Here is a 19131-nt window from a genome sequence, read left to right on the forward strand (position 1 = left end):
TATGGCCAGCGCGGCATCGACGGTACACGCTCATCCACATATGTGGATCGATGCTCGTGCGCGACTCGCTTTTGATGGGCAGGGCCGTATAACGGCGATTAAGCAAGACTGGAAGTTCGACGAGATGTTCGGTGTCTACACGACTCAAGGCCTGGAAAAAGGTCCCGGTGGCAGTCTGTCGGCTGACACTCTGCAAGGTATGGCGAAAGATTGGATGCAGGCCCTGGGCGAGCCGATTTCGCACTACTTTACGCAAGCCTCTGTGAACGGGCAGCCCTTGACGTTTGCCGAGCCGCGCGACGCCGTGGTTAGTTGGGACACGAAGAGCCAGCGCTTGACCTTGTCATTTACCCTCCCGTTTGCGCAACCTTTGGTGCCCGATAAGCAGGGCGTACAGTTCGATATCTACGATCCGACGTACTTTGTCGCCTATGCCTTTGATGCACCTGGCGCCGTGTCTATGATCGATGCCCCCGAGCATTGCCGCTCGTCCTATCGACCGCCACGCGAACTCGATTGGCAAACGATGCAGCAGTTGGCGAGTATCCCCGCCGAGGCGGAAACCGTGCCTGATGAGCTGTTGGCGATTACCAAAGGTCTGACACATCGAATAGAAGTGACTTGTAAATGAAGCGATTGGCTGTTGCGGTGGTGGCGTTACTGCTGTGGTTGTCCCCCTTGGCTGTATGGTCCCAGGGTGCCCATCCATTCGGCGTACCGGAAAGCGGGGGCGGCTTGGCCGGGCCGGATTGGCTGAGCGCCTTGTTTGCCCAGATAGCCGCGTGGCAATCGCATTTCTATCGACAACTGACGGGGGCCGTGCGTGCCTGGCAGGCCGATGGCGCCGCCGCTTGGGGATTGCTGGGGTTGTCTTTCGCCTATGGAATATTTCACGCATTAGGCCCGGGCCACGGCAAAGCCGTGATCGCCTCGTACGTCCTCGCCAATCGCCAGACCGCTCGTAACGGCGCGGTGTTGGCGCTGTTGGCCGCGCTATTGCAGGCGCTCGTCGCCATCATTCTGGTCGCTATCATGGCCTGGTTATTGAACGCCACCGCGCCAGAGATGAACCGCGCCACGCGTTGGCTGGAAACCGCCTCGTATGCGTTGATCACGCTGCTGGGGGCATGGCTGGTCTGGGCCAAGGCCGTGCGTCCCTGGCTGCGCCGGTCCGGGCGAGATCACGATCACGACCAGGGTTATGACGCCGGGCACGCGCATGACGCCACTCATGATCATCACCATCATCGTGACGCCGGGCACGCGCACGACGCCGCCCATGATCATCATTATCATGACGACTGTGGCTGTGGACATGCGCATGTCCCGCTGGCCGACCAGGTGGCGGGTGCGCTGGACTGGCGCAAAACGGGTTCAGTCGTTCTCGCGATGGGTCTGCGTCCATGCAGCGGTGCATTAATTGTCCTGGTCTTTGCTCTGTCACAAAATTTCTTCGCCGCGGGTATCGCCGCTGCCTTGGCGATGGGGCTGGGTACCGGACTGACTGTCGCGGCGTTAGCCGTGTTCGCCGTCGCGGCCGGGGGTGCCGCCACGCGTCTGAGTGCATACGCCAGCGCCATCTGGATGACCCGCGTTCGTATCGCCATCGAGGCCGTCGCCGCACTGCTTATTTTGTTGCTCGGCTTGCTGTTGCTCGGCGGGCAATTCAGCGGCGGAGCGTGACGGTCGGCGTCACTGAAGCACCCTTAATCCGTTCATCATCATTTTTTGTCTGGATTTTGTCTGCGAACAGTATTGATATGTTATATCATCCTGAAATTATTGGAATGTTATAACATCATTGGAAAGGGAAATGATACTTAAACCCCAGCCGCTGGCCTTCGCTTTGTCACTGGCGCTAGCCCCCGCCGTGCAGGCGCAACCTGCGCAAATCCCCGGCGAATTCGAAGAGAATGCCCCGACATTGGCGCCTATCACGGTCTCGGCCAATCCTCTCGGCCTAGATCTCGACAGCATGGCCTTGCCGGCATTGGTGCTGGATGGCAACGCGCTGATTGAACGCCGTCAAGGCACGCTGGGCGATACGTTGAACGGGTTGCTGGGGGTTCATTCGGATACGTTTGGCGGTGGCGCCAGTCGCCCGGTCATCCGTGGTCAGACTGCGCCACGCGTCAAGGTGTTGTCGGATGGTTCCGAATTAATGGATGCTTCCTCTATTTCGCCTGACCACGCGGTGACCACCGAGCCGCTGCTGGCACGGAAAATCGAAGTCCTGCGCGGTCCGTCTACGCTGTTGTATGGCGGCGGCGCGATTGGGGGTGTCGTCAACGTTCTGGACAATCGCATTCCCACGGCGATCCCCGAAAGAGGTGTCGAGGCCGAGGCAGAGATTCGTGGCGCGACCGGGACCAATGAGCGCGCCGGTGCGGTGAGTATCACCGCAGGGACCGGGCAGTTTGCTGTCCATGTCGAAGGCATGAAGCGTCGTACGGATGATTACGATGTTCCTGACTGGACCAGTGATACGTTAGCCGGTTCGTATAGCGAATCTTCGCAAGGTAGCGTGGGTTTGTCGTGGGTGACGCCGCGTGGTTACGTTGGGGTGGCGTTTACGTATCTGGACAGCAAATACGGACTGCCTGGCCATAATCACGAGTACGAGGGCTGCCATCCGCATGGCTCGCATCTGCATTGCGGCAGCCATGACGATCACGATCATGGGGATCACGACGAGCATGATCATGATCACGGTGAAGAAGACCCGCCTTACGTCAAACTGCGCAGCCAGCGCGTTGATGTGCGTGCCGAATACACCGAGCCGTTTGCTGGTTTCGAGAAAATCCGTTTCCGCGGCGGCCTGACCGATTACCAGCATCAGGAAATCGAAGGCGGAGAAGTCGGTACCACCTTTAAAAATCGAGGTTATGACGCGCGTCTGGAGCTGGAGCACAAGCCCCTTTATGGTTGGCGGGGGGTGATCGGTTTACAGAACGCATTCAGCGACTTTAGCGCCGAGGGCGAAGAGGCTTTCTTGCCTCGCAGCGATACGCAATCGACCGGTATTTTTTTGCTGGAAGAGTATCGCCTGGACGATTGGCGTTTTGAACTCGGCGCACGTCAGGATTGGCAGCGTATCTCGCCAGAAGGTGATAACCCGCGTTCGAGCCAGTCGGGCACGTCGCTGTCGGCCGCGGCGATTTGGGAATTTGCGCCGCAGTATTCCGTCGCCCTGTCCTTGTCGCGTTCGCAACGCTTGCCGACGGCCCAGGAGCTCTATGCCGATGGTGTGCATCTGGCAACGAATACCTACGAAATCGGTAATGCAGATTTGAATAAGGAAACGTCGCAGAATATCGATCTGACGTTGCGCAAATATGAGGGTGATACGACGTTCAGCCTGAGCGCATTTCACAATCGCGTCAAGAACTACATCTACGCCAATACGCTTGATCAGTATGAAGATTTTCGTTTGATCGAGTATGCACAGCACGATGCGGAATTCACAGGTATCGAGGGTGAGGTGAGTCACCAGTTCAACAAAGTGTTTTCGGCAGGCGTGTTTGGTGACTATGTGCGTGGCAAGCTGACCGGGGGCGACGGTAATTTGCCGCGTATCCCGGCCGCGCGGGCGGGCGTGCGCGCCAACGTCAACTGGCACAAGTGGTCGGGTGGCGTAGAGTACGCCCATGTGTTCCGTCAAAACGATATCGCGTCGTATGAGTCGACTACGGCGGGTTACGACATGCTCAATGCCGTGGTGAGCTATCGCGATGCGCTAGGCTCGGATGCCGCCTATGAGATTTATCTGCGTGGCACAAACTTGCTGAACGAGTTGGCGTATAACCACGCGTCGTTCATCTCGACGGCGGCGCCGCTGGCGGGCCGTAGTGTGTTGCTGGGCGTGCGGGTGACCTACTGATCGTCGTGCCAAGCCTATGACTTGCGTCCGGCTCTCGGGTGGGCTTGATCGTAGGCTTTGGCCAGGTGCTGGAAATCCAGCCGGGTGTAGATCTGCGTGGTGGAGATGTTGGCGTGGCCCAGTAGCTCTTGCACGGCGCGCAGGTCCTGCGCGGATTGCAAGACATGGCTGGCGAAACTATGGCGCAGCACATGGGGGTGGACATGTGCGGGCAGGCCGGCGGCTTGGGCGAACCTAGCTAATTGTGTTTGTACGACACGAGGGGAGATGCGCCGCCCGCGGGTCCCGACGAACAGGGCGTTGGCATCCGTAGCCGCGGCATTTGTCGCCGCGAGCTGAGGCCGAACGTCGATCCAGCGTTGCAGCGCGGTCAGCGCGGCCTTGCCTACCGGGACACTGCGGCGTTTGCCGCCTTTGCCCAGGACGACGACTTCGGCTTCGTCGCGGTTTATCCAACTGGAGGATTCGTAGTCGGCGGTACGTGTGTAGTGCAGATCGAGTCCGACCAGTTCAGACAGTCGCAGGCCGCTGGAATACAGCAGTTCAAACATGGCCAGATCGCGCAGGCCCGCCGGCTCGGTGGACAATTGGGCGGGGGCGTGATCCAGCAGCGCCTGGGCGTGCTCGACAGAGAGGGCTTTGGGAAGGCCGCGAGGCGCTTTGGGGGCGCGTACGCCCGCAACGGGGTTACCTGCCAGCCCCGCAGTGGGGGCCCACCATTGATAAAAGCCGCGCCAGGCGGCTAATGTGCGTGCCAGGCTACGTGCGCCCAGGCCCTGCGCGTGCAGGCGCGCGGCGAACTGTCGAATGTGTGCCTGGTTGGCTTGCTCGAGTGGCAGGTCGGCAGCGTGTGCCAGCGTGACCAGTTGGCGCAGGTCGCGCCGATAAGCGTCCAGCGTATGTGCCGAGTAGCGCCGGTGGGCCTGTAAATGCTGTAGCCAGGCATCCAGGGGTGCGGGCAAGGCGGTGGGCGGGGTAGCGGGGGCAATTGAACGGGTCATTGTCGACAGGAGTCCGTTTTAGGCCACCCGCTGTGGATCAGGCCTGATCCTGAGGCGTAGGCACATGCAGGCGATGCAGTGTCGCCGATGCCAGACGACCGATGGATTCGAGAAATACCGTGCCCATTTCCGGGTTGAATCGCGTGGGGTCGTCTGACCCCAACACGAGCAGACCGACGCTAGGCTGATCGGGTTCCAGACGTAGCGGAATCAACGCGAGGGATTGCGGTTTGGCGTCCAGCCAGCTGACGGCTTCGAACTCGGTGTCGGGGCCGCAATACGGGGCTTTCAGGCTATCGGTAAAGGTGCGCACGTCTTGTGAGACGGGTTCGCCATAGCCCGTGGGTGGCTGCCCGGCGAGATTCCAGAGGCGCAGGGCGACGTGATTCAGATCAAATTGCTCGGCTAGGCCCAGTGTGATTTCGCCAGGCAGATGTTGCTGCTCGGTTTCCCCCAGCAGGCGGCTGCACCATTGCAAGACATGGGAGCCGATGGTTTCGTTCGAGTCGGCGTGGTTGAGGAGCTCGTTCAGCCGCCATTCGAGCTCGCGCACGCGCTCGCGCAGCGTGAGAATTTGCCGTTCGGCCAGCGAAATGGCCCGCGTACCATGCGGATGGGGCACTTGCAGGGTGGCGAAAATCTCCGCGTGTTCGTCGAAGAACGCAGGGTTGTTTTGCAGGAAATCCGCGATGTCCTGAGCAGTGAAAGCAGTATCGGTCATGTAGGCGTAGCGGGCTATCGGCCAAGGGCCATGGAAAAAACCAGTTTGTCGATATCGACCTGGCCGTTATAGACGGAGGTGGCGGGGCCGGTCATGCGCAGGCGCTCGCCGTTCCAGTCGACGCAGAGGATGCCTCCGCGTGCATGAACGTGCACGGGCGACGCTAATAGGCCGCGGCGGATCCCGGCGGCGACGGCAGCGCAAGCGCCTGTCCCGCAGGCCAGCGTTTCGCCGGCACCGCGCTCATAGACGCGCAGCCGGATCGTCTGGCGGTCAACGACTTGCATAAAGCCGACGTTCACGCGTCGGGCAAAGCGCGGGTGGTGCTCAATCAGTGGTCCGAGGATTTCTACTGGCGCCGTGTCCACGTCGTCGACTTGCTGGACCGCGTGCGGGTTGGAAATCGCCACGGCGGAGACGTGCACGCTATCTGGCAGTCCGGCGGGGGTGTTGGGCAAGTCCAAATGCCACAGCGTGTCATCGCCTTGACGGTGCGAGGCCAGGCCGGCGGTGTCAAACGGCAGGGCGGCGGGATCAAAGCGGGTGCAGCCCATGTCGACGGTGACTTGCTCGTCATCGCCTTCGTCCAGGATCAGGATCCCGGTCGCGATTTCGGCGCGCAGCGGATTGCGATCGGACAGGCGCTGTTCGTGCACAAAGCGTACGAAACAGCGCGCGCCGTTGCCGCAGTGCTCGACCTCGGAGCCGTCGGCATTGAAAATGCGATAACGAAAATCCGCGTCGGCGTGCGTGGAGGGCTCGACCACGAGGATTTGATCGGCGCCGATGCCGAAATGCCGATCGGCGAGCGCGCGCGCTCGCTCCGGCGTCATCGTGATGGACTGGCGTACGCCGTCCAGCACGACAAAGTCATTGCCCGCGCCATGCATTTTGGTGAATTTCCACATCATGGCCTGATTATCGCGCATTACGTGGATGGCGTGGCGCCGATCAGGATTAATAGAACTTGGCCTCGCCCAAGGGGCGAGTTTTGAAGCGCCGGTGGACCCAGTAGTACTGACTGGGGCAGCGTCGCACCCAGCTTTCGATGTCGCGGTTCAGGCGGGCGGTGGCGTCCTCAAGAGAACCCTCGCCGGGAAAATCGTCCAAGGGGGGCAGGACATCGACATGATAGCGGCCCGTCGCGGGGTCCCAAAAATCGATGATCGGCATGACCGCCGCATCCCATTTGCGGGCCAGTTGGGCGGTGGCTACGAGGGTCGCGGCGGGCACGCCAAAAAAGGGCACGAATATCGCGCCGTTGCGACCAAAGTCCATATCGGGTAGGTAATAGACGGGGCGGGGGGCGCGCAGGTGGCGGATCAACTCACGCACGCCGTCTTTGCGATTGACCAGGAACACTTCGTTGAAACGGCCGCGGCCATCACGCACGATGGTGTCGACTGCCGGATCACTTTGTGGGGTGTACATGGTGGCGCTGCTGGGCAGTTCCAGCGTGAGTCGCGTTGCGGCCGCATCCAGCGCCACAAAGTGCGGGGCCAGCAGGATGACGCGCCGGCCTTCGGCAATCAGGGCGTTGATGCGGTCGGCGCCCTTGATCGTCACCAGCTCGCAGATCGCCTCGGGCGTGCCGTACCACAGTACGCCGCGGTCGACGATGGTCTGGGCGAGTGCGCGAAAGTGCGCTCGCATCATCGTCTCTCGCTCCCGCTCGGACAGGTCGGGGAAGCACAGTTGCAGGTTGATGCGTACGATGCGTGCGCGCGAACGAGCCAGTTTGCAGGTCAGCCAGCCGAGCGTCGCGCCGATGCGCTGACGGTTGGCGGGGCGTATGCGGCCGAACCACGCAAACAAGCCATTCAGGGCGCGCAGCTTGAGGTCATTCATGTGCGTCAGGTATGCGCATCGGATTCAGAGGAGGTAGGCGCGGCGCCCCGATCAGATGTCGGGGCATCGGGCATGGGTGGAATGGGGGGGGCGTCGTGTGGGGTTTTGTAGCGGTTGTAGCTCCACAAATATTGGTGTGGGGCCAAGCGGATCAGCTTTTCCATGGAGGCGTTGAACAAAGCAGCCTGGGCCTGCGAATCCGTCGGAAGGGGTTCGGGTACGCGCGAGAAATGGACCCGCCAACCGCGTCCGCGTGGCAGGCGTTCGCCCGCTACTACGATGACCGCGACCTTGGTTTGTGCAGCCAGCTTGCCCGGCATGGTCATGGTGTACGCCATGCGTCCGAAAAATGGTGCCCAGACGCCTTCGCCTTCGCCTGGCGCCTGGTCAGGCAACATTCCGACACACTCTCCGCGACGCAGGGAGCGCACGAATTCGCGTACGCCCTGCATAGTTGCGGGCACGGCCTTGAGGCCCAGTGCGTTGCGCGCCTCGGCCAGCAGCGGGGCGAAAGCCGGCGTGCGGGGAGGGCGAAACATGATGGTCATCGGTGTTTGCTGAATGGCCGCTACGTAGCGTGGGGTAATTTCAAAGCACCCCAGGTGAGGTGTCAGAAACAGGATGCCCCGGTCCGGGTTTTCGGCCAAGGTGGCTTCGACGACATGAAAACTGTCGGAGGTCGTCTTGGCCAGGCTTTCCGCGCTACGGAACCAGACCTTGGGCATTTCCATGATCATGGCACCCGTCTCGGCCGCTGCGCGGCGAGCAAACGCGGGGTCGGGATAACCGGCCTGCGCGGCGTTTGCTTGCAAACGTTGCCGGTAGCGGCCCGGGAAGGCATAGACCAGGCGGCCCAGCAAACGCCCTACCGCATGTAAAAGCGGCAGGGGTAGCAGGGCAATGGCGCGAAACAAGGCAAGCAGCATGCGGGTCGGGGCCTGTATAGCACCGCGGGAGCTGCGGTGCGGACCATTGGGAATTAGCGTATGAATTTATGCAATAAGCATGAACCCTGCATTTTCGCCTAAAATGACATTTGTCGCCGAGTTAACCGACAACTTGCGGGGCGACGCCTGTGATGTGTAAGCATCCCGGGCAAAATCCGCTAAAGCGTCGCGCCCAGATTGTCATTAATGACAGGTTTTGATCCGGGGCGCTACGCGCCTCGTTAACCCTGTGTACCGGTTTTGCCGGTCTCGTGAGGACATATCCGTGGCCAGTAACGATTTTCTCTTTACCTCTGAATCCGTCTCCGAAGGACATCCGGACAAGGTCGCCGACCAGATTTCCGATTCCATCCTGGACGCCATTTTTACTCAAGATCCCAATGCCCGCGTTGCCGCGGAGACACTGTGCAACACCGGACTCGTGGTGTTGGCCGGTGAAATCACCACGACTGCCAACGTCGACTATATCCAGGTGGCGCGCGATACGATCCGTCGCATTGGCTACGACAATACCGACTACGGTATCGACTACAAGGGCTGCGCGGTGCTGGTGGCCTATGACAAGCAATCGCCGGACATCGCTCAGGGGGTCGATCGCACGTCGGAAGACTATCTGAACCAGGGCGCGGGCGACCAAGGCCTGATGTTTGGCTACGCCTGCGACGAAACCCCGGACTTGATGCCGGCGCCGATCTGGTATGCACACCGCTTGGTGCAACGCCAGAGCGAGCTGCGCAAGGACGGCCGCCTGCCGTGGTTGCGTCCTGACGCCAAGTCGCAAGTGACGTTCCGCTATGTGGATGGCCGCCCGGTCGAGGTCGATACGGTGGTGCTGTCGACCCAGCACGCACCTGAGATCTCGCAAACCGAGATCAAAGAAGCCGTCGTCGAAGAAATCATCAAGCCCAGCTTCCCGCAAGGGCTGATCACGTCCAATACGAAATTCCTGGTCAACCCCACGGGCCGCTTCGTGATTGGTGGTCCGCAGGGCGATTGCGGTCTGACCGGTCGCAAGATCATTGTCGACACCTACGGTGGCGCATGCCCGCACGGCGGCGGCGCGTTCTCGGGTAAAGATCCTTCCAAGGTCGACCGTTCGGCGGCCTATGCGGCACGCTATGTCGCCAAGAACATCGTGGCGGCAGGCTTGGCGCGTCAATGCCAGGTGCAGGTCAGCTATGCCATCGGTGTGGCCGAGCCCATCAACATTACGGTGTATACCGAGGGCACAGGCGTGATCCCGGACGACCAGATCGCACAACTCGTGCGGGAGCACTTCGATCTGCGTCCCAAGGGCATCGTCAATATGCTCGACCTGCTGCGTCCGATCTATGCCAAGACTGCAGCCTATGGCCACTTTGGCCGGGCCGAGCCCGAGTTCTCGTGGGAAGCCACCGACAAGGCACAGGACCTGAAGAAGAGCGTCTGACGTCTTGCGTTGAAAAAACCCAGAGGCTTGTCCACATGGACTGTGGACAAGCCTCTTAACAGTTAGACAACAAGTCAGAAAAAACCTTACGCGACAATCACTTGGCGAAGGTGCTCAAGAATTGCTCCGATGTGCGCGCCAGCCGCTGCGCACCGCAGAATCACTCATTGCCCTCCAGTCGCATCCCGATCTTCAATCCGACCTGCCAGTGCGCGACCTTGCCGTCCTTGATGTGGCCACGGATCTGGGTGACTTCGAACCAATCCAGATTGCGCAGGGTCCCGGACGCGCGCTCGATGGCTTGGCTGATCGCATCATCAGAAGATTTGGTGGATGAGCCCACCAATTCGATTTGCTTATAGACATGATTCGACATAGCTCGTCTCCGCTAAGGGGGGTGAGTCGTGAATCGTCGGTCCGCTGGCCCTGTTCCGGGCGCTTACGCGCCGGCAATCCATTCGAACACTCAGGATACTCCCAAAGCGTTAGAGTGGGGTTACGAGTTCCGCCGCGCGGACGCGAGCGGCGAACAAGCGGGCCGCAAGCGCGCAGCACCACGCCGCCCATTGAGTGTGGGGCGGCCGTGCGAGTAGAAGCCGTGTTGCTATCCGGGTCGGCGGAGTCGCTTTTTACCCTTTGCGCCGGGGGTAGCCCTGGGCGCGGATGCGGTGCCACACGATTTGTTTTTCTTCTTCGGTCATAAAGACCCAGTTCGAGACTTCCATGGCGGTACGGCCGCAGCCGCGGCAGATCTCGTCAAAAAGCGTCGAGCACACTGCGACGCACGGAGAATCGGTCGCCACAAAGGCGTTCTGCGACGTCTTGGCGTCGTTGGTGTCGGGCGTGTCGCCGTCGGGGGTGGCTCGGGTGTTGCTCATCCTACGGAGCTTAGCATTCGCAGTGCGTCCCCTTTTGCAAGGCCCTGACGGAAGGTCGGATAAGTGCGGGTCCCGCTACTCGAACAGTTGCCGCGCTTCTTGCAAGACGAGTTCGGGGATTTCCTCGGCCAGATAGTGTGCTCCCGGCAAGGCCCGACCGGCCACATCGTCGCTGATTGAGCGCCATAGTGCCAAGACGTCGAAATTCTGTCCGACAGCGCCCCGTTCACCCCAGAACACGCGTAGGGGCATGCGCAGGCGCTCCCCCCGGTCGCGCCCCTCGCGATCGTGCTCCAAATCGATGGTGGCGGCTGCCCGATAGTCTTCGCAGACGCCGGTGGCCCAGCCGGGCAAACGGGCGCAGCGCTCGTATTCGGCCAAGGCTTCTGGCGCAAACAGCGCCAGGCCGCCCGGTCTGCCGCCCATGAGCGAGCGTACGTAAAACACCGGGTCATGTTCGATCATGGTCTCGGGCATCGGTGCTCGCTGGATCAGCCAGAACCAGTGATAGTAGGCCTGCGCAAAGGCGCGCGTCGTGTTGTCGTACATGTCTAGCGTGGGGGCGATGTCCAATAACATCATGCGTTGCACACGCTCGGCATAGTCCAGCCCCAGGCGATGCGCCACGCGAGCGCCCCGATCATGCGCCAGTACGTCAAAGCGATCAAAGCCCAGTGTTGTCATGAGCTCTGCCATATCGCGCGCCATCTCGCGTTTTGAATACGCGGCGTGATCGGATGACGCCGCGGGCTTGTCGCTATCGCCATAACCGCGCAGGTCTGCGGCGATGCAGGTGTGGCTGCGCGTCAGCTCGGGCCAAAGGCGATGCCAGATGACGTGGGTCTGCGGATGACCGTGCAACAGCAGTAAGGGTGGGCCGTCGCCTTGTACGCGAGCGGCAATGCGCAGGCTATTCACCGTAAAGGTCTGGATAGGCAGATCAAAGAGTGTGTCAGTCACGGTTGTTCCTTGCTTGTTGTCTATGCACGACGCTTTGCCATCCGTCCGGGTGGCGAAAGAGTTACGGTACTGTATTTAATCGGGTGCGCACACGTTGCGCGACGTCTTTCATCCAGGGATGTTGCGCCCAATGTTGCGTTTCATACTGCGCGATTTCGTCGAGTTGCTGCAACGAGGCGCTTACCATGTCTTGTCCTTGCGCAAACATCTGGCGATGTCTTGCAGACAGTGCAAACGTCGCCGTCCAGCCGTCCGCCGCGCGTACCTGTCCCGCCAATATATCGATCTCGAGTTCATGGCTTGCGACATTGGCGACCCGTTTGAGTAAGGCATCCACCCGATCGCCGGGTAGCGCGACCAGCAGCAGACCGTTATTGAGTGCATTAAAAAAGAAGATCTCGCCAAAGCTCGGCGCGATGATGACGCGAATACCAAATTGCTGTAGCCCCCAGACGGCATGCTCGCGACTGGAGCCGCAGCCGAAGTTCGGGCCTGCCACCAAGATGGACGTCTTGCCCTGATACGCGGGCTGATTCAGCACGAATTCGGGGCGCGGGGCGCCGGTTTCGTCGAAGCGCAAATCGTAGAGCAGGCCCTGGTCCAGACCGGCTTTATCGACGATGCGCAGGAACTGCTTGGGCATGATCTGGTCGGTATCCAGATTACTGAATGGCAGGGGCGCCGCGACCCCTTTGATGACTGAGGATGGGCTCATGTTGTTTGCTCCAATGTGCGCGCGTCAACGATGTGGCCGGTCAATGCCGCCGCGGCAGCCATGGCGGGACTCATTAAATGGGTCCGGCCGCCGCGACCCTGTCGCCCTTCGAAATTGCGGTTCGTGGTGGATGCGCAGCGTTCGCCAGGGCGCAGCATGTCATCGTTCATCGCCAGGCACATCGAGCAACCCGGTTGGCGCCATTCGAAGCCGGCTTCGATCAGTTGTGCGGCAATACCTTCGGCCTCGGCCTGTGCACGCACGGCGCCGGACCCCGGTACGATCATTGCGCGTACGCCGGGCGCAACCTTGCGGTCGTGTGCGATGGACGCCACGACACGCAGGTCTTCGATGCGGCCGTTCGTACAGGAGCCAATAAAGACGCGATCAATAGGCACGCCGGCGATCGGGGTGCCAGGCGTCAAGCCGATATAGTCGATTGCCTTGCGCAGCGCGATACGTGCGAGTGTGTCGGGTTCGGCATCCGGGTCTGGCACCGTGCCTGTTACGGGCATAGCTTGATCGGGGCTGGTGCCCCACGTCACGAATGGCGAAATGGATGCCGCATCGAAGACGTGCTCGACGTCGAATCGTGCGTCGGCGTCCGAATACAAGGTGTGCCAATGTGCGCGCGCGAGATCCAAGTCGGCGCCATGGAGTTGCGGTGCGCGTGCTTCGACATAACGATAGGTCGTGTCATCAGGCGCGATCAATGCGGCGCGAGCACCTGCCTCGACCGTCATGTTGCACAAGGTCATGCGGGCTTCGGCCGACAGCGCGTCAATTGCCTGGCCACTGTATTGCACCGCGTAGCCGCGTGCCCCCTGCGCGCCGAGTCGATACACCACATAGATGACGAGATCTTTGGCAGACACACCGGCGGGCAATGTACCGTCGATGCGGATATGCATGTTTTTCGCGAGACGATAGACCAGTGTCTGCGTGGCAAGGATGTGTTCGACCTCGGAAGTACCGATACCAAAACCCAGCGCGCCCAGTGCGCCATAGGTCGTTGTATGGCTGTCGCCACACAGCACCACCATGCCAGGCAGAATCATGCCGTGCTCGGGTGCGATCACATGCTCAATCCCTTGCAAGGGATCTGTCGTGTCGAATAGTGCAATGCCCTGCTCGTCGCAGTTGCGTTTAAGGTTGCGGGCTTGCAGCGAGGACGCGGGATCTTGAATCACCCGGGATGCCGCGGGCGTCGCATGCGTCGGAATGACATGGTCAACCACCGCCATTTGCTGACCAGGCCGCAGTACCTTGCGTCCACGCGCAGCCAATCCGCTGAATGCCTGGGGACTGGTGTATTCGTTCATGATGTGCAAGTCCACATAGAGCAATATGTGCTCGTCATCAATGCGGGCGACTGTGTGGCCAGCGACCAGCTTGTCGTACAAAGTCATAGGAGCCATGGTTAGCGATTCCTTAATCGGGCTGGGTTTTTTTGATGTGTATAACCAGTGTATAAGCCAAGTTTGTTCTTATAATTAATGAATAAATAAAGTTTTATTTAAATTAATTTAATAATATCGGTGCAAATAATCCATGAATGCGGTCTCCGACTTGGCGTTTTTTTCGCTGTTGGTCAAGCACGGCAACTTGTCGGCGGCCGCTCGCGAGCTCGGGCTGACGCCGCCGGCGGTGAGTACTCGCCTGGCCAATCTTGAACGCAGGCTGGGCGTACGGCTGCTGAATCGGACGACACGACGCGTCACGGTCACGCATGAAGGCGAGCTGTATCTAGCCGAAGGGAGTCGCATCCTGGCCGACCTGGAGGCACTGGAGCGCAATATCGCGAGCGGCCGGGCACAGCCGCGCGGATTGCTGCGGTTGAATGCGACGTTCGGCTTTGGCCGCGCCCATATCGTGCCGGCCGTGTCGGATTTTTCACGACAGTTTCCCGACGTCGAAGTGCAGATGCGCCTGACCGATCGCCCCGTCAATTTGCTGGACGAAGGCTTTGATGTCGCCGTGCGGTTTGGTGAAATCCCGGATGCGCGGCTCACGGCGCGCAAGTTCGCCTCGAATCGACGTCTGCTGTGCGCGTCACCGCGCTATTTGCAGGCATATGGCGAGCCACGGACGCCGGGCGAGCTGCAGCGTCATCGTTGCATTGTCGTGCGTGAGAATGACGTCGCTTATGGCACCTGGCATCTGCGCAGTGGACAACGCGTGGAAACCGTCAAAGTGCGGGGGACACTGAGTTCCAACGATGGTGAAAGTGCGCTAGAGTGGGCACTAGATGGTCACGGCATCGTGATGCGATCCGAGTGGGAGACCGCCGCCTATATCAGGTCCGGCCGCTTGCGAGCGATCCTGCCGGATTGGCGTACGCCGCCCGCTGATATTCACGCCCTGTACCCCGAGCGCCTGAATCTGCCCGCCAAGACGGTAGCGTTCGTGGATTTCCTGGTGCAACGATTTGCCGCTCACGTGCGGCCACCCGGCAGCGATCAGGACGTCTGGTAGGGCGCGGACATTGGCGATGTGCCGGCCTTGTCCTATGCCTGTCACATTTCTGTCTTTGACGCGTCATATTTTGCAGGCTAAATCGCGTCATCGCTATTTTCGCGCCGGGGTTGCCCATGCGTATTGTTTTAGTTACTGACGCCTGGCCTCCGCAGGTCAATGGGGTGGTGCGTACGTGGACCACTATGCAGCGCTTGTTGACCCAATGGGGTCATGAGCTGATCGTTGTGAACCCTACCGGCGCGCCTTCGATACCGGCGCCTTCCGAGCCAGAGCTACGTTTGTGCCTGACTCCAGGTCGACAACTGCGTCGTATCCTGGGCGACACTGTGCCCGATGCACTGCACATCGCGACCGAGGGGCCGCTGGGCCTGGCGGCGCGCAAGATGGCGTTGCGCAAAGGGTGGCGGTTCACGACGTCGTTTCATACGTTGTTTCCCGATTATCTGCAGGCCCGCATGGGGATTCCGGCATCGTTGCCGTGGCGGTATATGCGCTGGTTTCATCGGCCCTCTGCCTGCGTGCTGGTGCCTACGCCCACGGTGCGTGACATCGTGGCGGCTCGGGATCTGAAAAATCTGCGCGTGTGGTCACGCGGCGTGGATGCTTCGCACTTTCGTCCGGTTCGACGTGATGCATTTGCTGACTTGCCTCATCCCATTTTTCTGAGCGTGGGCCGAGTAGCCCGAGAGAAAAATCTGGATGCTTTTTTGTCGCTGGATTTGCCGGGCAGCAAGGTCGTCGTGGGAGCCGGGCCGGACGAGGCGCGATTGCGCAAGGCCCATCCGACCGCGCATTTCATGGGCATGCAGCCGGATGATAAGTTGCCCGCGCTTTATTCGGCGGCCGATGTCTTTGTCTTTCCCAGCCTGACCGATACGTTTGGCCTGGTGATGCTGGAGGCCATGGCTTGCGGCACGCCAGTGGCGGCGTTTCATACCGAGGCGCCTTTGGCCGTTATTGATGCGGGCGCGACGGGTTTTGTGAACAATGATCTGGCGATGGCCTGCCGACAGGCGCTGGAGCTGGATCGCAATGGGGTACGCGAGGGCGCATTGAAGCGTACTTGGGAGAAGATCGCTCACGATCTGCTCCAGGCGTTGGTGCCGTTGACTCCCGCAGGTGCGGCCGATTGGCCGATCCATGCGAATTCGGTTGACACCGCGTCGATGCCCATACGGACGTAATTCGGGCAGGCGCGGGGAGGGGGCCGGATTCACGACATCGACAGCCGTTCGTGTCTCGCGGGCGTTGTTGCACAGTTTGTCTCAACCAGTACAATTCAGTTCAGTCCTGAGGAGCGCTGCGACGATCCCCGGTTTGCCCCCTGGCGGGGTGGCCAGGCGGGTTGCCAGGCTCAGGATTCTTACCAGGCGTCGCTTCGGCGGCGTCCAGCAACGGCGCTCACCTTTGTCGCGGCAGGCGGTAAAGGCGGGCGCCTTTCTCATGAATGAGTGTTCCGTACGACCGTCTGTGACGCACATCGTTGTTGATACGTCGTTGATTACAGGAGCACACCATGAATACCGTTACTGACCAAGCCACCGATTACCACGTTGCCGATATTTCGTTGGCGGGATGGGGTCGGCGCGAGCTGGCTATTGCCGAAACCGAAATGCCAGGCCTGATGGCGATTCGTGAAGAGTTCGCCGCCAGCCAGCCGCTCAAGGGCGCGCGCATCGCCGGCAGCCTGCATATGACCATCCAGACCGGCGTGCTGATCGAGACGCTGGTAGCGCTGGGCGCCGAAGTGCGCTGGGCTTCATGCAACATTTTCTCTACCCAGGATCATGCCGCCGCCGCGATTGCCGTGACCGGCACTCCGGTGTTCGCCGTCAAGGGCGAAACGCTGCAAGAGTACTGGCAATATACGCACCGCATTTTCGAATGGCCCGAAGGTCGCCATGCCAACATGATTCTGGATGACGGTGGCGACGCGACGCTGCTGCTGCATCTGGGGGCACGCGCCGAGCAGGATGCATCGGTGCTGGGCAAGCCGGGCAGCGAAGAAGAGCGCGTGCTGTTTGCCGCGATCAAAGAAACGTTGGTGCGCGATCCCAAGTGGTATTCCACGCGCTTGGCGGAAATCAAGGGCGTGACCGAAGAAACCACCACCGGTGTCCATCGCCTGTATCAGATGTCGCAAAAGGGCGAGCTGGCGTTCGCCGCGATCAACGTCAACGACTCGGTGACCAAGTCAAAATTTGACAATCTGTATGGCTGCCGCGAATCGCTGGTCGACGGCATCAAGCGTGCCACTGACGTGATGGTGGCGGGCAAGGTCGCTGTCGTGGCGGGTTACGGCGACGTGGGCAAGGGATGCGCCCAGGCGCTGGCGGCATTGCGCGCCCAGGTCTGGGTGACCGAGGTCGATCCGATCTGCGCGCTGCAGGCGTCCATGGAGGGCTTTAAAGTCGTCACCATGGAAGAAGCCGCGCCGCTGGCCGACATTTTTGTGACGGCGACAGGCAACTACCACGTCATCACGCGCGCGCATATGGATGCGATGAAAGACCAGGCCATCGTGTGCAATATCGGTCACTTTGATAACGAAATCGATGTGGCGTCGGTCGAAGATTGCGAGTGGGAAGAAATCAAGCCGCAGGTGGATCACGTGGTGTTCCCGGACGGCAAGCGCATCATTCTGCTGGCCCAGGGCCGCCTGGTGAACCTGGGTTGCGCCACGGGCCATCCGTCGTTCGTGATGTCGTCGTCGTTTGCGAACCAGACGATCGCCCAGATCGAATTGTTTACCCGCAACGACGTCTACGAGCGCGGCCAAGTGTATGTGTTGCCCAAGCAACTCGACGAGAAGGTCGCGCGTTTGCACCTGAAGAAACTGAACGTGAAACTGACCACATTGCGTCAGGATCAGGCCGATTACATCAACGTGCCGGTCGAGGGTCCCTACAAGTCCGAACACTATCGTTATTGATCCTGTAGTACAACAGGGCGGTGCTTAGGCTTGCGTACCGGCCGGTACGCAAGCCTGCCTTGCCGCCGTGTGTTGAGCATGGTTATTTTCGCCTGGATGGGCGTGTTTCCGGAGAGACCACAATGACTTTAATTCTCGTTTGGCTGTTGAATGCAGTTGCCTTGTTGATTGTGGCTTATCTGCTGCCCGGCATTACGGTGGTTGGGTTCGGCTCGGCCTTGATTGCTGCATTGGTGCTTGGCTTGTTGAACATGCTGGTCAAACCCGTGTTGATCCTGCTGACGCTGCCTATCACCATTGTCACGTTGGGCTTGTTCCTGTTGGTGCTTAACGCCTTGATGTTTTGGCTGGCGGGCTCGATTTTGCGCGGCTTCCAGGTCAATGGATTTTGGTGGGCCGTGGGCGGCGCCATTTTGTACAGCATTATTTCCGCGCTGCTTTCGCGACTGATTGCTTGATCCTGATTCCCTGTTTTTGATTCCCTGATGACCGTACCTTCTACCGTGGCCCTGAGCCTCGAGTTTTTCCCTCCGCGCGATATCGCCGCCCAAGAGCGGTTGGTACGCGCGGCCAAGCAGTTGCTGGCGACGCATCCGCGCTACGTCAGTGTGACGTTCGGCGCGGGCGGCTCGACGCGTACCGGCACTGCCGACACGGTGCGCATGCTGCAAAACCTGGGGTGTGATGCGGCGCCGCACCTGTCCTGCATCGGGGCGACGCGCGATAGTCTGCGCGAGATCCTGACTGCGTACCGCGAGCAGGGGATTCGTCGCCTGGTGGCGTTGCGGGGCGACTTGCCGTCGGGGATGGGTGGCGATGCCGGTGAGCTGCGCTACGCGGCAGACCTGGTGGCGTTTATCCGCCAGGAAACCGGCGACGCGTTTCACATCGAGGTCGCGGCCTATCCCGAGATGCATCCGCAAGCCTCCAGCCCGCACGCGGACCTGAACCACTTTGTGGCCAAGGTCAACGCGGGAGCGAACTCGGCGATTACGCAGTATTTCTTTAACTCTGACGCGTATTTTGATTTCGTGGATCGCGCCCAGAGCAAAGGCGTCACGATCCCGATCGTGCCGGGCATTATGCCGATCACTAACCACACCCAGTTGGTACGGTTTTCGGAAATGTGCGGCGCCGAGATTCCGCGCTGGATACGTTTGCGTCTCGCCGAGTTTGGCGATGACAAGGCGTCGATCCGGGCATTCGGCGCGGATGTCGTGAGCGAACTCTGCCAGACGCTGCTCGATAACGGCGCGCCGGGCCTGCATTTTTATACGCTGAATCAGGCCGAGGCGCCGTTGGCGATCTGGCGCGAACTGGATCTGGGGACCGGGTCTTAAGT

General features: G+C 60.4%; 19 protein-coding genes and 1 riboswitch. Of the genes, 9 read left to right on the forward strand and 10 right to left on the reverse strand.

The features are described 5' to 3' along the window. Nucleotides 1–40: 40 nt before the first annotated feature. The 3 genes from ACYVDM_RS02845 to ACYVDM_RS02855 all read left to right on the forward strand — a co-directional run bounded on the left by ACYVDM_RS02845 (nucleotide 41) and on the right by ACYVDM_RS02855 (nucleotide 3880). Entirely contained in the window at nucleotides 41–631 is a 591-nt protein-coding gene (locus tag ACYVDM_RS02845) for a DUF1007 family protein (protein ID WP_415791448.1), read from the forward strand. Next, entirely contained in the window at nucleotides 628–1683 is a 1056-nt protein-coding gene (locus tag ACYVDM_RS02850) for a nickel/cobalt transporter (RefSeq protein WP_415791019.1), read from the forward strand. Before ACYVDM_RS02845 ends, ACYVDM_RS02850 begins: the two co-directional genes overlap by 4 nt. Nucleotides 1684–1813: 130 nt before the next feature. Continuing rightward, nucleotides 1814–3880: a TonB-dependent receptor domain-containing protein gene (locus ACYVDM_RS02855; protein WP_415791017.1), complete on the forward strand. Its 2067-nt coding sequence runs from the start codon at nucleotides 1814–1816 to the stop codon at nucleotides 3878–3880. A gap of 14 nt (nucleotides 3881–3894) precedes the next feature. On the opposite strand, the gene xerC is transcribed toward ACYVDM_RS02855, so the two are convergent. Genes xerC through ACYVDM_RS02880 form a run of 5 tightly spaced genes read right to left on the reverse strand, consistent with a single transcriptional unit; the run spans nucleotide 3895 to nucleotide 8376 of the window. Next, nucleotides 3895–4881, reverse strand: a complete 987-nt coding sequence (xerC, locus tag ACYVDM_RS02860) for a tyrosine recombinase XerC (RefSeq protein ID WP_415791015.1) — start codon at nucleotides 4879–4881, stop codon at nucleotides 3895–3897. Nucleotides 4882–4918: 37 nt separating this feature from the next. Further along, on the reverse strand, nucleotides 4919–5602 hold the full coding sequence (locus tag ACYVDM_RS02865) for a DUF484 family protein (RefSeq protein ID WP_415791013.1): 684 nt from the start codon (nucleotides 5600–5602) through the stop codon (nucleotides 4919–4921). 14 nt (nucleotides 5603–5616) lie between these two features. Next, nucleotides 5617–6531: a diaminopimelate epimerase gene (dapF, locus tag ACYVDM_RS02870; RefSeq protein ID WP_460475303.1), complete on the reverse strand. Its 915-nt coding sequence runs from the start codon at nucleotides 6529–6531 to the stop codon at nucleotides 5617–5619. A 28-nt stretch (nucleotides 6532–6559) separates the two neighbouring features. After that, nucleotides 6560–7450 carry a lysophospholipid acyltransferase family protein gene (locus tag ACYVDM_RS02875; protein WP_415791010.1) on the reverse strand — a complete coding sequence of 297 codons (891 nt, stop codon included), beginning with the start codon at nucleotides 7448–7450 and terminating at the stop codon, nucleotides 6560–6562. 5 nt (nucleotides 7451–7455) lie between these two features. Then, entirely contained in the window at nucleotides 7456–8376 is a 921-nt protein-coding gene (locus ACYVDM_RS02880; protein WP_415791008.1) for a lysophospholipid acyltransferase family protein, read from the reverse strand. A gap of 286 nt (nucleotides 8377–8662) precedes the next feature. Between ACYVDM_RS02880 and metK the strand changes: the two genes are divergently transcribed. Beyond that, nucleotides 8663–9826, forward strand: coding sequence for a methionine adenosyltransferase (metK, locus tag ACYVDM_RS02885; RefSeq protein WP_415791006.1), 1164 nt, complete (start codon nucleotides 8663–8665; stop codon nucleotides 9824–9826). 160 nt (nucleotides 9827–9986) lie between these two features. On the opposite strand, the gene ACYVDM_RS02890 is transcribed toward metK, so the two are convergent. The 5 genes from ACYVDM_RS02890 to leuC all read right to left on the reverse strand — a co-directional run bounded on the left by ACYVDM_RS02890 (nucleotide 9987) and on the right by leuC (nucleotide 13797). Then, nucleotides 9987–10202 (reverse strand): dodecin, encoded by a 216-nt coding sequence (locus tag ACYVDM_RS02890; protein WP_415791004.1) that lies wholly within the window; start codon nucleotides 10200–10202, stop codon nucleotides 9987–9989. Between the two features lie 253 nt (nucleotides 10203–10455). Continuing rightward, nucleotides 10456–10704: a DUF1289 domain-containing protein gene (locus tag ACYVDM_RS02895; RefSeq protein ID WP_415791002.1), complete on the reverse strand. Its 249-nt coding sequence runs from the start codon at nucleotides 10702–10704 to the stop codon at nucleotides 10456–10458. 75 nt (nucleotides 10705–10779) lie between these two features. Next, entirely contained in the window at nucleotides 10780–11664 is an 885-nt protein-coding gene (locus ACYVDM_RS02900; protein ID WP_415791000.1) for an alpha/beta fold hydrolase, read from the reverse strand. A 61-nt stretch (nucleotides 11665–11725) separates the two neighbouring features. After that, the gene (gene leuD / locus ACYVDM_RS02905; RefSeq protein ID WP_415790998.1) at nucleotides 11726–12379 is read right to left on the reverse strand and encodes a 3-isopropylmalate dehydratase small subunit; all 654 of its coding nucleotides are present in this window, start codon (nucleotides 12377–12379) and stop codon (nucleotides 11726–11728) included. Next, nucleotides 12376–13797: a 3-isopropylmalate dehydratase large subunit gene (leuC, locus tag ACYVDM_RS02910; RefSeq protein WP_415790996.1), complete on the reverse strand. Its 1422-nt coding sequence runs from the start codon at nucleotides 13795–13797 to the stop codon at nucleotides 12376–12378. The genes leuD and leuC overlap by 4 nt, the downstream gene beginning before the upstream one ends. A 133-nt stretch (nucleotides 13798–13930) precedes the next feature. Here leuC and ACYVDM_RS02915 point away from each other — a divergent pair, with 133 nt between their 5' ends. The 5 genes from ACYVDM_RS02915 to metF all read left to right on the forward strand — a co-directional run bounded on the left by ACYVDM_RS02915 (nucleotide 13931) and on the right by metF (nucleotide 19129). After that, on the forward strand, nucleotides 13931–14854 hold the full coding sequence (locus ACYVDM_RS02915; RefSeq protein WP_415790994.1) for a LysR family transcriptional regulator: 924 nt from the start codon (nucleotides 13931–13933) through the stop codon (nucleotides 14852–14854). Between the two features lie 116 nt (nucleotides 14855–14970). Then, a complete protein-coding gene (locus tag ACYVDM_RS02920) occupies nucleotides 14971–16041 on the forward strand; it encodes a glycosyltransferase family 4 protein (protein ID WP_415790992.1) in 1071 nt (356 codons plus the stop codon). Between the two features lie 102 nt (nucleotides 16042–16143). Further along, nucleotides 16144–16267, forward strand: a riboswitch (S-adenosyl-L-homocysteine riboswitch). Between the two features lie 106 nt (nucleotides 16268–16373). Further along, the gene (ahcY, locus tag ACYVDM_RS02925; protein ID WP_415790990.1) at nucleotides 16374–17789 is read left to right on the forward strand and encodes an adenosylhomocysteinase; all 1416 of its coding nucleotides are present in this window, start codon (nucleotides 16374–16376) and stop codon (nucleotides 17787–17789) included. Between the two features lie 122 nt (nucleotides 17790–17911). Next, nucleotides 17912–18247, forward strand: a complete 336-nt coding sequence (locus ACYVDM_RS02930; protein ID WP_415790988.1) for a phage holin family protein — start codon at nucleotides 17912–17914, stop codon at nucleotides 18245–18247. Nucleotides 18248–18274: 27 nt separating this feature from the next. Continuing rightward, nucleotides 18275–19129, forward strand: a complete 855-nt coding sequence (gene metF / locus ACYVDM_RS02935; protein WP_415790986.1) for a methylenetetrahydrofolate reductase [NAD(P)H] — start codon at nucleotides 18275–18277, stop codon at nucleotides 19127–19129. Nucleotides 19130–19131 lie beyond the last annotated feature (2 nt).

This window comes from Bordetella tumulicola (assembly GCF_054779135.1).

Excerpts from the sequence above, each read along its gene's own strand:
- ACYVDM_RS02845 (WP_415791448.1), top strand. The coding sequence starts at position 41 with ATGTGGATCGATGCTCGTGCGCGACTCGCTTTTGATGGGCAGGGCCGT.
- ACYVDM_RS02850 (WP_415791019.1), top strand. The coding sequence starts at position 628 with ATGAAGCGATTGGCTGTTGCGGTGGTGGCGTTACTGCTGTGGTTGTCC.
- ACYVDM_RS02855 (WP_415791017.1), top strand. The coding sequence starts at position 1,814 with ATGATACTTAAACCCCAGCCGCTGGCCTTCGCTTTGTCACTGGCGCTA.
- xerC (WP_415791015.1), bottom strand. The coding sequence starts at position 4,881 with ATGACCCGTTCAATTGCCCCCGCTACCCCGCCCACCGCCTTGCCCGCA.
- ACYVDM_RS02865 (WP_415791013.1), bottom strand. The coding sequence starts at position 5,602 with ATGACCGATACTGCTTTCACTGCTCAGGACATCGCGGATTTCCTGCAA.
- dapF (WP_460475303.1), bottom strand. The coding sequence starts at position 6,531 with ATGCGCGATAATCAGGCCATGATGTGGAAATTCACCAAAATGCATGGC.
- ACYVDM_RS02875 (WP_415791010.1), bottom strand. The coding sequence starts at position 7,450 with ATGAATGACCTCAAGCTGCGCGCCCTGAATGGCTTGTTTGCGTGGTTC.
- ACYVDM_RS02880 (WP_415791008.1), bottom strand. The coding sequence starts at position 8,376 with ATGCTGCTTGCCTTGTTTCGCGCCATTGCCCTGCTACCCCTGCCGCTT.
- ACYVDM_RS02890 (WP_415791004.1), bottom strand. The coding sequence starts at position 10,202 with ATGTCGAATCATGTCTATAAGCAAATCGAATTGGTGGGCTCATCCACC.
- ACYVDM_RS02895 (WP_415791002.1), bottom strand. The coding sequence starts at position 10,704 with ATGAGCAACACCCGAGCCACCCCCGACGGCGACACGCCCGACACCAAC.
- leuD (WP_415790998.1), bottom strand. The coding sequence starts at position 12,379 with ATGAGCCCATCCTCAGTCATCAAAGGGGTCGCGGCGCCCCTGCCATTC.
- leuC (WP_415790996.1), bottom strand. The coding sequence starts at position 13,797 with ATGGCTCCTATGACTTTGTACGACAAGCTGGTCGCTGGCCACACAGTC.
- ACYVDM_RS02915 (WP_415790994.1), top strand. The coding sequence starts at position 13,931 with ATGAATGCGGTCTCCGACTTGGCGTTTTTTTCGCTGTTGGTCAAGCAC.
- ACYVDM_RS02920 (WP_415790992.1), top strand. The coding sequence starts at position 14,971 with ATGCGTATTGTTTTAGTTACTGACGCCTGGCCTCCGCAGGTCAATGGG.
- ahcY (WP_415790990.1), top strand. The coding sequence starts at position 16,374 with ATGAATACCGTTACTGACCAAGCCACCGATTACCACGTTGCCGATATT.
- ACYVDM_RS02930 (WP_415790988.1), top strand. The coding sequence starts at position 17,912 with ATGACTTTAATTCTCGTTTGGCTGTTGAATGCAGTTGCCTTGTTGATT.
- metF (WP_415790986.1), top strand. The coding sequence starts at position 18,275 with ATGACCGTACCTTCTACCGTGGCCCTGAGCCTCGAGTTTTTCCCTCCG.